Below are 12,057 nucleotides of genomic sequence, written 5' to 3' on the forward strand. Positions count from 1 at the left end.
CTTGGACAATCCTTGCCAGTCGCTGGTCGCTTTCATGATTTAGGTCCCTTAGTGTTTCGGCTGCTACGTCTAGCAATTGACTAACCTTTTCTAGATGTGCAATCTTCTTTCAAGTTTCTGCGTTCTTGGCATCGAGGAATTCAGCAACTTCCTGACAATAAGCAGGGTCTACATTCTCCTTTCTGTGGAATCCGAACTTTCCCCTCATTTCCTCAAGAGAAAAGTCCGCATACTGCATGATTTGAATATTCATCAAGTCGATCAGGTCGTTCTTTGAATACCTGCGGTACCGATTGTCTTCCCGGGACGGCGATACGATTCCAATCCGGTCATAGTAACGAAGCGTATCCTTCGGAATTCCAAGCATCCGCGAAACTTCTTGTATAGAGTAGAGTTTTTCCATAAATAAAAAAAACATTGGAGTAAACTCCAATGTCAAGTTGTTTTTATGAAGGTATAGGTGGTGTTATTTAATTTACCGGCACTAACAATATAACCCATATACTAGCCGGACAGATCGCAGCTCAATATCATAACGGATTATTTCAGGCTCCAGAGTGCTGGTACATTAGATGGCTCCCAGCCGAGGAGCGAGGTGTGTGGTTGACGGCAAACATAGGTCTTCCCGCCATAGGTGACCTCATCATTCACTTTATAGCTGATATTGGGCGCCCAAGCGTTAGAGCTCCCCTGCGCATCCGTCGTTGCGCTGATGGATATGCCCGGCGAGACATTTCCCGCTGCATCCTTAGCTGTCACTGTGAATTGGTAGCTTGTATTGGGGAGTAAATTAGCGATAATAGCAGTTGTTCCGCTTACTTGAATGACGTTCGTTCCGTAGGTCACGGTATAACCGGTAACGCCAATATTGTCCGTTGACGCTGTCCAGCTTAAGGAGACACTCGTCGATGATTTTCCAGTTACGATAAGATTCGTAGGAGCCGTAGGGGGCTGATTATCCGGAACCGAAGGACTCAATGCATCGAGGTAGGCGCGATGACTATTGGAGAACTCAAAGTTGTTGTATTTGTCCCAGTTAATTGACCAGGTCATCAAACCACGGAAATTCTGAAATCCGCTGGTACTGCTTCGCATCTGGTAACTAGGAAGTTGTATTCCTTTGATTATGGCATCAAGCGCTTTTTGAACCTCTGCAGTTGAGGTGAATCCACCTCCGGCATTGGCATTCGCCGGCAAGGCCAGCAGCACCTGATCCGGCCGCAGACCCGTGAAGAATTGATTGGAATTGCCTGCGATCGGGAAGCCTGCGAGCAGCATGTCAACCATAGCTACATGGAAATCCGCGCTGCCCATATTATGATACTGATTATCTAGTCCGGTAATCGGCCCCGAATTATAATTTTGCACCTGCAGCCAATCGAGTATATCCCTTGTTGCTTCGATAACAGGCAAATATGCACCAGCTCGGTTGTCACAACTAATGCAGCTTCCGCCATAGAAGGTATATCCAAGCTGAACGAAGAAGGTCTCCGGTGCCATCGTTAAGTAGAAATTATCTGTTCCAAAGTGATTATTAATCGTCCGGAGCGCCGAGATCAGATTTACTATAACCGGGGTCGTTGGGTTCTTGAAGTCGTTATCCCCGGAATTCAAATAAAGTGAATGCCCTTCAAAATCAACGTCCAGACCATCGAAGCCATATTTCTCAATGATGGCGGTAACCGAGTTAACAAAGTTATCGCGGGCGCTTGTTGTGCTTAGCTGAACCTGGCCGTTAGCTCCGCCAATCGAGATGATGACTTTCTTGCCCAGACTCTGCAAATAAGCGACATCCGCTTTAAAATCCGTATCTGTGTAATTATATGGTGTGAATCCGATCGTTCCGTTCGTTACACCGGATATAGGCTCTGCGAACGAGACGTTAATGACATCGAACTTCGTTGATACATCACGCAGCTTAATAAATCCTGAGCCGTTATCAAAATTATGCCAGTAGCCAACGATCGTCTTACTGCTTACAGCCGCTTGGGCATAGGGAATACCGACGGGAACGAGTTGAAACAGGGTAACTATCAACGCAATAATCAAGGTACCAATTGAGATTTGACGAGTTAAATAACGATGGTTCACTTTGGATCTTCCTCCTTATTTTCATACCATTTGGCCGCTGACAGCGGTTACAGTCTCACTGAAGGTTGATCGCCTCCCCCCTCTCCAGAACAGAAAACCGAAAGCTTTCCCATTTCATAAATATGAATGGGCTTTCAAGGTATAAGGGGAAAATATATAGTTCATAGGGATAAAATTGTCTAATGCTTTGAATTTAGAAAAGCCACCCTCCCGTAGGAAAGTGGCTGTACATGCTTCAATTTTTCAGTTTCGAATTCCAAGGTAAGAAGCTCCATGGACAATTCGTATCGGTCAACTGCCTTTGAATCAATTCAAGATGTATTGAAGTGCTGGAATCATCCAGTTCTTTCTGCCAAAATTGTCGGCCGATAATATAAGCGAGTCCATATTCAGTCCAACTTCTATAGGACTGCTGGATCTGATTTGCATTGTTCAATAGATAGGACCAGGCATATTCTCGCGGTATATAACCGACTTCTGCGCAAAAGTAACATATTGTGGCCGCGCGCCCCAGATCCCAGGCGAGGATACCGGATTCAGGGAGCAACTTGTCATATCTTTGCACGATCCGAGCATTTATCGCCTTATATTCGTCCTGTAATGATGCGATATACAGGTCCTGCTGCTTCGTGGTCATGACACGAAGAATTCCTCGGAGTTGGTTAAAATCTATACGGTGGCCTTCTTCAGTTAGCCAATTCAGGGTACTATAAGCACTCTCTTCATCTACAATACTCCACCATTCACGTAAGAGTACATCCTTAAGATCGTCGATACTACAGCTTCCTTCATCAGGAGCGTATTCATTGGCATACGTAAAACCGTTCGCATGCAGCAATATATCGCCTGCAGCCAGCGCCCAGAGTTGACTCGAGCTAAGCAAGTTATTCATTTACGATCACTTCCCCCGGGAATTCAATACGTAGTGCTTCATCATCAAGAACATCAGGAAAATCAAAATGCATAGTCGTCTCTTTTAAATAACTATAAGGATTCATGCCCAGTCTATTTAAGAGTTTGCCTCGTTTGCTATAATGCTCCTCCATATACTTAAGCCTTCTTACATAATCCGGATGGTTGGGATATGCCTTTACAGCGCTTCGCGCTACTTCCAATCCAGTCTCTTGATCGCCAAGCCCATAGAGAACAAGACTATAATAACTGCTTGTATCTCCGCGCAGCCCTGAGTTGTATGCGGCCTGAAGGAAAATTTTTGCTTTGTCATACATATTGGTGTAATACATGAATATCCCGCAATAGAACCAGACATATGGATTCCGGTCATCCTCAGCGATATGATTAATATACTTATCGGCTGAATTGTCGATCATCTTCTGAAGAGAGTTATCGATATTGTTCCAATTCTGCAATTCTACGAATACTCTCACGAGCTGTAATAAGGCCCATTCATTGTTCTCTTCCAGCTTAAGTATTCTCTCCAGGGGATCAATCGCCTCATCGAATCGGCGGGATGCTAATAGAGAAGCTGCATAGAACTTCACAAAGGCACATGAATCCTCTACGCCTTCAAGATGCTTAAGAAGCTCTCTATATGCGGCGACTGCCGTCTCCCACTCTCTAAGATACATACTGCTATTGCCTATAAACAGATTCGCATAGAGTTGCAAGTCTTCCGATTCATAGCTCAGGAACTCACGCATATTCGCTCGGCATAACTCATATTCCTCCAGGCGGTAATGGGCTGTCCCTTTAAAATAATAAGCGTAGTAGAAATTTCTCTTCTCCAACGCGATATCAAGCATATCTATACATTCGCGGTGCTTGCCGGTGTTCAACAACACTTCACCATATTCAAGGAAATATACCGGATCATTCGTATCATCCAATTCAGCACTGTTAAAATGGAAAGAACTCTCGGTATATCGTCTCAGATTATAATAACAGTCGGCGATCCCGGCATGATATAGACGGTGATCCAGCTGCTCCAGGGCATTCTTGTAGATATCAATCGCTTCTTCATATCTCTCTGATTTTCTGAGTGCCTCTGCTTTGTAATATAATGCCTCGTCATGAGTAGGCTCCAACTCCAGCACCTGTTCGAATAAGATTAGGCTAAACTCATAATCACCTAGAAAATATGCGTTACGCGCAGTCGCCAACAGAAGCTCAAGCCTGAAGCCATTATCCAACCCTTGTTCCTGAACAGCTGCCTTATAATAGTGAGCTGCCTCATCATAGCGCTCAGCCTGATGGAGAATATGGCCGTACAGATAGTTTTGCCTTACATTCAGTGTCCCCTGCTTCTCCAGATAACTTAATATTTCAATTGCTGCATCCTGGAACAGGTCCATCCCTTGATAAGCTTCAACGATTTCAGACAATAGTTCGAAGAGTTCGGGACTCGGTTTTATCTGCGTTAAAATAGACTCCAGCTGACTGCTCAACACAATCATTTCATGTAGTGCATGCATATCCCATGGACAATGCTTCATGATGTGAAGATATGTATTTATCGCTTCAATATCTTGCTTTAGCTCAGTAAGACACTGAGCCAATCCTGTAAGCGCCTGAGAATGATCCGGTTCATGATTTAGAATAATATTATATGCATGTCGGGCTTCTTCATAGTTGCCTGTCTTGTAGAGCGCGTATGCCAGTTCATTATAATAATCGGTATCCTCGGCAGAAGCATCCATTCCCCGTAAGATCCGCAGTACCTCATCCCACTGTCCCTGCTGCATCCAGTATTGTCCCAACAATCGGCATAGATCAGGCTCATTCGGGATAAGCTTAGCAGCTTCAAGCAAATAATGCTCTGACCGTTCATAATCATTATGAATTAAGGTGATTTGTGCTCTTCCTCTTAGCGATAGGAAGTTCTCCACGGTCTCATCGTCTAGTTCGCATTTGGCAATAAAGTCATAGTTCAAATCCCAATAAGCTTTCAGCTGTCGATAGAAATGATAGAGATAGGCTTCCGGGAAATGCTTCTCCAGCCAGGTTGTCATACTGGACCACTGAAAAGATTCATCAAGTAATCTCCAGACGGCGCCGGGAGCCCAGGATCTCTCCGTGAGCATCCTAAGCAACTCATATTCTAGAATTTGACGCGTCTCGATCCCAATAAACCGATCATCATCCAGCAGCGAACTCCAACGACTTACATCCACCCGAGAGTGAATGTTATCGTAGAGCGCAGCAGCTTCATGCAGGAACTCTATGGCCAAGGCTGTAGGGATATCTAACTCCTGAGTCGGTTCCGGTTCGTGATTCTCTACGGAAGAAGTCGTACATATTTCAGTATGAGCATCGGCAGGAAACTCTTCATGAGTAACGGCATAGCCGTCTTGTTCAATGTCCCTTGCTTCATCCTCACGCCGACGGAGCTGATTATATTTGACTTCTTCTACCACTGCTTCATAGGCCGCGCGCAGGCGTTGGAAGCCTTCAGGATCATCCTCCGGATGCGTCACTTTAAGCTTGGTTACATAAGCCCGCTTGATCGCTACAAGATCGTCCGTCGGCTCGATACCTAAGAGGCTCCAGAATTCTGTCATCAGAATTCTATCCCCCTCTCGATCGTATCCAGGTAAGCTTTGTAATCCACAACGGCCTGTCTTATTTCCCGGTCATCCTGACGATTCAGAATATCCTCGAACTGGCGCAGCAGCATCGCCACTTGGTCACGTGTTCTACCCAATGATTCTTCATACAGCCTCTCTCCGCGGGCCAAGAGCAGCTTAATGTCCATGCGATCACGAGGATGAATCTTGATCTTAGAGAGTTCCTTGAACCTCTGTTCGATCTGCTCTTTAGAGAATTGTCCAGGATGCTCTTCGAAGATCACCTGCTTCTTCTCACCTGTGCTGACAATGGTAGTCTCCACCTCAAGAATGCCATTAATATCATAGGTGAAGCGAATATCAACGGCTTGATCTCCCTTCTTGCCTGATGGGAGATCGACCAGAAATTCGCCAAGTGCAATATTGTTCTGTGTCAGTCTACTCTCTCCCTGATAGACGTCAATTCGCATTGAGGTCTGCCCGTCATTGATCGTATAATAGCGCCCAATTTTGCTAACAGGAACGACCGAGTTTCGCTCAATGATCGGACTAAAATGGCCGGATTCATATTGTCCTGCAGAAATTTCCACAGCCATACCTACGCCTAAAGTATACGGACAGACATCGGTAAGCACGATATCATTCACCGCTTCATCTCGGGCCTTCATTCCTGCTTGAATAGCAGCTCCGATCGCTACCGTCTCATCCGGATCGATATGGGCAGAGGCTAATCTATTGAACATTCTGGCGACAAACGAAGAGATGATTGGCATTCTAGTAGCCCCGCCGACGAGAATAATCGCATCGAGGTCGGACGGACGGACCGCCGCATCTCGGACTGCCCGTTCAATGGGTTGTCTGAGCCGCATCAAAAGTGGCTTGGCCAGATTTTCGAAGTACTCTCCACTAATCTTGCATGACTTCATTGTCTCCGGCTGGCTGAGCTCCATCACTGCTGCTTTGCCTTGGGACAAGGCAACTTTAACTGCTTCGGCTTGTTTGCGAATTGCTCCAGTCAGCTTGTGATCCTCGAGATCCATGCTCCCGATCTCCTGGCGCGAGATGAATTCCTGGAACAGCAGCTCCGTGAAGTCTTCCCCACCCAGATAGTTGTCACCAGCGACAGCCTGGACCTCCATCAGATCCTCGAACCGTTCGAGGATTGAGACATCAAAGGTACCTCCGCCCAGATCAAATACGAGAAAGCGAGTGTTCGGGTCCTCTAAATGCAATCCATAAGCGACTGCCGCTGCCGTAGGCTCGTTAATGAGACGTTCTACCTTCAACCCGGCGAGCAGTCCCGCCCTTCTCGTCGCTTGCCGCTGGGCATCATTGAAATAGGCGGGAACGCTGATTACTGCCTCGGTAACCGTCGTACCTAGATAAGCTTCCGCGTCCTCCTTCAGAGAACGCAGCACAAATGAGGATAGATCCTCAGGGGTGAATTGATAGTCTCCAAGCTGATAGATTTTGTTCGTGCCCATATATCTTTTGAACACGGAAGCCGTCAAATGCGGGTGTGTAATTAGTCGTTGTCTTGCGACCTCCCCGACGATCACTTCCCCGTCCTCTTCCACACTGATAATAGAAGGCGTTAAATGCTGACCGAGCGAATTAGGAATAATCTTCGGTCCTTCAGGCGTAAAAGCGGCGACAACGCTGTTCGTTGTCCCCAAGTCAATTCCAATAATCGTCAAAGTCTATACCTCCCATAGCTATCAAAGCTTAGATCAATTATCATGATGTGAATCTATGTAGTAGTACTGGAATAAGACGAACCTACTCCTTAAGTCTAGTGAATATGTCTTATCTATGTTATCGGTCTAAAAATACCAGTTCTTAAGACCTATTAACACTTTTAATATTAGTTCTTGAACAGTATATTGAACAAATCCCCCTCCTAATCATGCCTAAGGAGGGGGATTAAGCGGAGTAAGCTTAATCTTCTACATCCGCGTAGTATTCTTCTTTCATCTTTTCCCAATGCTTCTTGTCTTCTTCGGTTATAGGTCTTAGCACTCGGCAAGGGTTACCTACAGCAATGACGCCATCCGGGATATCCTTGGTTACGACGGAGCCGGAGCCGATAATGACGTTACTACCTATCGTTACCCCAGGATTAATGACGGTATTCCCCCCGACCCATACATTGTCGCCGATTGTAATCGGCGTTCCGAATTCTAGCAGTGTATTTCGCACGTCTGCGTCAACCGGATGTCCGGCCGTAAATACGCTAACTCTTGGTCCGAACAGAACATTGCTACCGATCTTCACCTTGGCTACGTCCAGAATAATGCAATCAAAGTTAGCATAGAAATTGTCACCGACTGAAATATTGCAACCGTAGTCACAACGGAAAGGAGGCTCGATGTATACCGACTCTCCGACCGATTCGAATAAATCTCGCAGAAGCTTCCCTCTATAATCCTTCTGTTCCTCTGTCGTGTTATTGAACAAGCGCGTAAGCATCCGGGACTTTTTGCTGTCTTGGGCCAATTCTCCTGTACCTGCCATATAGAGCTTTCCCGCCAGCATTTTCTCTTTATTCGTTGCCATATCTCTCTACTCTCCTACCTGAATGTAATATGGGGCTTAAGCATAAATCCAATCGGTTTGATCGTAACAGAATCTTGCCCTGATATTCAAGCTTTCTGCTTGCGAAGTATTTCAGCCAACTGTGTGATTCCTGTATCAATTCGTTCTTCGGGTACGTGACTTGCGTTCAGCTTGATGAGATTTCTCTGTAAATAACCAGGCAAATAATGCTTATCCATTGGTTCGAGGATAATGGAACTCTTCTTCGATTGCTTCATAATCTGCGGCACAGATAAATGTTCCTCCAGCACTAGATGGGTATAAATCCGTGGATGTTTCGGTGGATAGTAAATGAACACCCCGTCGCTACGCTCATTCTCACGCCTCAGCGCAGCATCAAGCCGCTTCGCTCGTGAGAAATACAGACTGCGCAGTTGCTCTTTATGGCGGGCGAACATTCCACTCTGAATATATATTTCGAGTGCTCCCTGGGAGAGCATGGAGCTGTCAATATCGATGGATCGCTTATACCTGATGAACAGTTCCGTGAGGCTGTCAGGCAGAACGACAATGCCGATCCGCAATCCCGGAAAAATAATCTTGGAAAGGCTCTTCAAGTAAATCACTCGTGAATCCATATCGTATGCAAATAAGGGATCGGATTTGCTATCCTGCTCTAGATCGACCATATGATCATCTTCTACCACATAGACGTCGTATTTATGGGCCAGCTCTACAATCTCTTTTTTCTGCTGAGGGGTGTAGGATGCTCCTAGAGGAGAATGCATACGAGGTATTGTATAGAAGAATTTAATGTCCCCTGTCTTGAACAGCTCTTCCAACCGATTCATATCTATACCCTGAGCTGTGCGATAGATCCCTTGCACTGGCAATCCATGTGTCAGTAGATGATCAATGTATAGGTGGTAGCCCGGCTGTTCGATCAGAATTGTCTTCTTCCCATTAGGAAAAGGAAGTGTAGTCAGCACGGCTAGAGCCAGCTGCACTCCAGAAGTGATGACGATGTTGCGCTCCTGTGCGAATACTTGTGAATCAGCTAGCTGCCGGTGAATCACCTTGATCAATGAAGGCAACCCCTGCGGCGTTCCATATAAGAATAAGTCATTCTTGTACATATCAATCGCTTTATTAATACAATGCTGGAAATCAAGATATGGGAAAAGATCTGGGTCCGGCGCGGAGGTTGCGAAGTCGATCATGACACACTCTTTTCCTTCTCCCCTGCTGTTCCTCTGTACGACATAATAACCACTTCTCGGTACCGAATAGATCATATGACGCCGAACCAGATCATTTAGGGCAGCCAGTACCGTGCTTTTGCTATAGCCGTATCGCTTGGCCAATGTCTGAATCGAAGGCAATTTGCTGCCTTGCTGGAACATTCCGTTTCGAATGCCGGCTTCTAGCTCATCGGTCAGATGTATATATTTAAGCAGACGAATCGCCTCCTGTTGCAATCTATACCGGTACAGATGGACTTTTTGGTTATTGTAGCACAATCACTCCCCCTTTACTATAGAAGTAAGTCATCGATGATTAATACATCTATTTGAAGCAAGTTATTGAGGAGGAGTATCTGTGCAAAGTCGGCAAACTAAGCTCGCCTATACAGCAGCTATATTAAATGCTTTGATCATTGGTTTTTCATTTCTTTTTGTTAAATTGGCTCTCCAGGTCTCGCAGCCATTGGATACGCTTGCCCATCGGTTTACAATAGCGTTCATAGCTACTGCTATTCTAATGGTTATCAAAAGACGTCGCATTCAACTGGACTTTAGAAGCCTGCTTACCTTAATTCCGCTAGCCCTGTTCTATCCATTTCTCTTCTTTGTATTCCAGACCTTCGGGTTGGTATATACGACGTCATCCGAGGCAGGGATCGTGAATGCGCTTGTCCCCATTTTTACGATGCTGCTTGCATCGGTATTTCTCAAGGAGCGTTCCAGTCTACTACAGAAGCTATTCACTGTGTTAACTGTTGCCGGAGTGGTGTTTATTTTCGTCATGAAAGGTGTGCAAGTAGATTCATCTAGCAGTTTAGGAATTGTGCTCATTTTGCTATCCGCGCTGTCCTTTTCGTCATACAGCGTGCTTGCTCGCAAAATTACGCAGAAGATTCATCTGCTAGATATTACTTTCGTCATGTCCTTGATCGGAGCATTATCCTTTAATGGGATCTCCGTGATTCGCCATGGTCTTCAGGGAAGCATGAACCATTATTTTGACGCTTTTACAGCACCGTCATTTGTAATGGCGATTCTCTACTTAGGTGTATTATCATCGCTCATAACCTCACTGCTGGCCAACTACGCTCTAAAGTACATGGAAGCATCTAAAATGAGTATATTCAGCAATGTGGGGACAATATTTACGATTATCGGAGGGGCAATCTTTCTTAAAGAGCAGCTCGCATACTACCATATCATCGGAGCTGTCTTGGTCTTGATCGGAGTAGTAGGCGTCAGTCTGACCAAGCCAGGCGGGAGCTTCTCCAAGGCTAGAAAAGCGCAGCAGAATTCTATATCCGCCAAATAACTCCACATATAAGTTCATTAATAGACGAACTCATGTATAATTGTAATTGATTTACATTATAAGTGCATGATGGAAGGTTCTACTCTACCCTAATAAGATTTGGACTTACAAACTAATAATGATTGGAGGATTGAAATGGCATTATTGAAGGAAAGCTCGAATTGGACAGCATATAAAGAACGTTATGATCAGGTTTGGCTGGAACTACAAGGTTGTGATGAAGAGAAAGCGAGTAAGCTTCTGGATCGAATGGATTATGAAGTGTTATCCGTAAATCAGAAGATTCGTCACAGACTTCGGCCCCTCAATACAAAACTGCTCTGGATCATACCCGTATGCGTCATTTCATCCATGTCATTATTGTATCTGCTGGTCGTATGGGTAGCTTTAATTGTTGAGTAGTTAACGTAATGATAGTTATGTAAACTTATAAGGTATAGTGTAAGACCACCTCCCGGTGGTCTTATTTGTATTCCATCAATTTTGGCGCAGGTCTCTTATTCTAACGTTGCTGCTGAACAATGAAGAATCGCTGCGAACAGTGAACGAAGGATAGTTAGGATCTGCGATAATCTTCATCGTATGATCGAACAAGCTCTGTTGCTGACGGTCAACAAACAGTTCGAACGCATCAACTTTTACTTTAACATCCGTATCAAGCGGTTGATCAATAATCTGAAGGGTTAAGACGCCATTGCAGCCGCAATCTTCCGTGTCATAGAACAGTTTGATGTAACCGGGACGTGCTCCCATATATTCATTTAGCTTCTTTTCTGTAGATGGATCCATATGAACGTTCAATGCCAAGCGCTCCTTTAACTTTATTGTATAGACTATTATAACATCGGCGGATAACTTCGTGCTCTTAATCCTACTCTCGACATTTCATATGATAAAATATTAATGACATACATTTATTTTGTAAACTTACTTTCTGTATAAACAACTTTGAAACCTGCCATAATATCTCAGAACCTAAATACAACCTTGGAGGTTATGAAGTGAATAATTATCAAACACAACAAATCTCACAGCTTATTCATCAATTGACTCAACAGACTAACCAGGCAACTATGGCTTATCAGCAATTACTTAAGCAAGAAGAAAACAATGCGATGCAGCTCGATCAATTGGCTCAGCGCGAGCGCCACGCTGCTCAGGTTATTCAAACCGCGCTTCAAGGCCATCAAACGGCAATTCACCAACTACAACAAATCTCTAACTTGGCCCAGCAAATGAACAACTCGATGTCTTATTCAACGAGCAATACGGAGCAACAATATAACCCGATCAATCCAATGGGATTCTCCAATCAGCATCGTCAATAGCAAAATCTTGCCTAAATAAAGTG

11 protein-coding genes are annotated in these 12,057 nt (G+C 44.9%); 3 read left to right on the plus strand and 8 right to left on the minus strand.

Going from position 1 to position 12,057, the window contains the following annotated elements; translation table 11 throughout:
• Positions 1-109: 109 nt before the first annotated feature.
• The 7 genes from EI981_RS29675 to EI981_RS15135 form a co-directional block, all read right to left on the minus strand.
• Entirely contained in the window at positions 110-403 is a 294-nt protein-coding gene (locus tag EI981_RS29675; protein ID WP_227011445.1) for a MerR family transcriptional regulator, read from the minus strand.
• Positions 404-540: 137 nt separating this feature from the next.
• Complete coding sequence (locus tag EI981_RS15110) at positions 541-2,091, minus strand: carbohydrate-binding protein (protein ID WP_126999469.1); 1,551 nt, start codon at positions 2,089-2,091, stop codon at positions 541-543.
• A 235-nt stretch (positions 2,092-2,326) separates the two neighbouring features.
• Positions 2,327-2,983 (minus strand): DUF1266 domain-containing protein, encoded by a 657-nt coding sequence (locus EI981_RS15115; protein ID WP_126999471.1) that lies wholly within the window; start codon positions 2,981-2,983, stop codon positions 2,327-2,329.
• A complete protein-coding gene (locus EI981_RS15120; RefSeq protein WP_126999473.1) occupies positions 2,976-5,609 on the minus strand; it encodes a tetratricopeptide repeat protein in 2,634 nt (877 codons plus the stop codon). The genes EI981_RS15115 and EI981_RS15120 overlap by 8 nt, the downstream gene beginning before the upstream one ends.
• The gene (locus EI981_RS15125; RefSeq protein ID WP_126999475.1) at positions 5,609-7,312 is read right to left on the minus strand and encodes a molecular chaperone HscC; all 1,704 of its coding nucleotides are present in this window, start codon (positions 7,310-7,312) and stop codon (positions 5,609-5,611) included. Before EI981_RS15125 ends, EI981_RS15120 begins: the two co-directional genes overlap by 1 nt.
• A 241-nt stretch (positions 7,313-7,553) precedes the next feature.
• On the minus strand, positions 7,554-8,171 hold the full coding sequence (locus EI981_RS15130) for a sugar O-acetyltransferase (RefSeq protein ID WP_126999477.1): 618 nt from the start codon (positions 8,169-8,171) through the stop codon (positions 7,554-7,556).
• Positions 8,172-8,257: 86 nt separating this feature from the next.
• On the minus strand, positions 8,258-9,607 hold the full coding sequence (locus tag EI981_RS15135) for an aminotransferase-like domain-containing protein (RefSeq protein WP_127004714.1): 1,350 nt from the start codon (positions 9,605-9,607) through the stop codon (positions 8,258-8,260).
• Between the two features lie 142 nt (positions 9,608-9,749).
• Between EI981_RS15135 and EI981_RS15140 the strand changes: the two genes are divergently transcribed.
• Together EI981_RS15140 and EI981_RS15145 are read left to right on the plus strand one after the other, a co-directional pair.
• Positions 9,750-10,706 carry a DMT family transporter gene (locus tag EI981_RS15140; RefSeq protein WP_126999479.1) on the plus strand — a complete coding sequence of 319 codons (957 nt, stop codon included), beginning with the start codon at positions 9,750-9,752 and terminating at the stop codon, positions 10,704-10,706.
• Positions 10,707-10,841: 135 nt separating this feature from the next.
• Positions 10,842-11,108: a hypothetical protein gene (locus EI981_RS15145; RefSeq protein WP_126999481.1), complete on the plus strand. Its 267-nt coding sequence runs from the start codon at positions 10,842-10,844 to the stop codon at positions 11,106-11,108.
• 75 nt (positions 11,109-11,183) lie between these two features.
• On the opposite strand, the gene EI981_RS15150 is transcribed toward EI981_RS15145, so the two are convergent.
• Positions 11,184-11,507, minus strand: a complete 324-nt coding sequence (locus EI981_RS15150; protein WP_126999483.1) for an iron-sulfur cluster biosynthesis family protein — start codon at positions 11,505-11,507, stop codon at positions 11,184-11,186.
• 200 nt (positions 11,508-11,707) lie between these two features.
• Here EI981_RS15150 and EI981_RS15155 point away from each other — a divergent pair, with 200 nt between their 5' ends.
• Complete coding sequence (locus EI981_RS15155) at positions 11,708-12,034, plus strand: AMP-dependent synthetase and ligase (RefSeq protein ID WP_126999485.1); 327 nt, start codon at positions 11,708-11,710, stop codon at positions 12,032-12,034.
• Positions 12,035-12,057: the final 23 nt, after the last annotated feature.

The organism is Paenibacillus lutimineralis (assembly GCF_003991425.1).
GTDB classification, from domain to species: Bacteria; Bacillota; Bacilli; order Paenibacillales; family Paenibacillaceae; genus Fontibacillus; species Fontibacillus lutimineralis.

What these genes read in the sequence shown, in the direction of transcription:
- EI981_RS15145 (WP_126999481.1), top strand. Translation starts at nt 10,842, where the DNA reads ATGGCATTATTGAAGGAAAGCTCGAATTGGACAGCATATAAAGAACGT.
- EI981_RS29675 (WP_227011445.1), bottom strand. Translation starts at nt 403, where the DNA reads ATGGAAAAACTCTACTCTATACAAGAAGTTTCGCGGATGCTTGGAATT.
- EI981_RS15120 (WP_126999473.1), bottom strand. Translation starts at nt 5,609, where the DNA reads ATGACAGAATTCTGGAGCCTCTTAGGTATCGAGCCGACGGACGATCTT.
- EI981_RS15115 (WP_126999471.1), bottom strand. Translation starts at nt 2,983, where the DNA reads ATGAATAACTTGCTTAGCTCGAGTCAACTCTGGGCGCTGGCTGCAGGC.
- EI981_RS15130 (WP_126999477.1), bottom strand. Translation starts at nt 8,171, where the DNA reads ATGGCAACGAATAAAGAGAAAATGCTGGCGGGAAAGCTCTATATGGCA.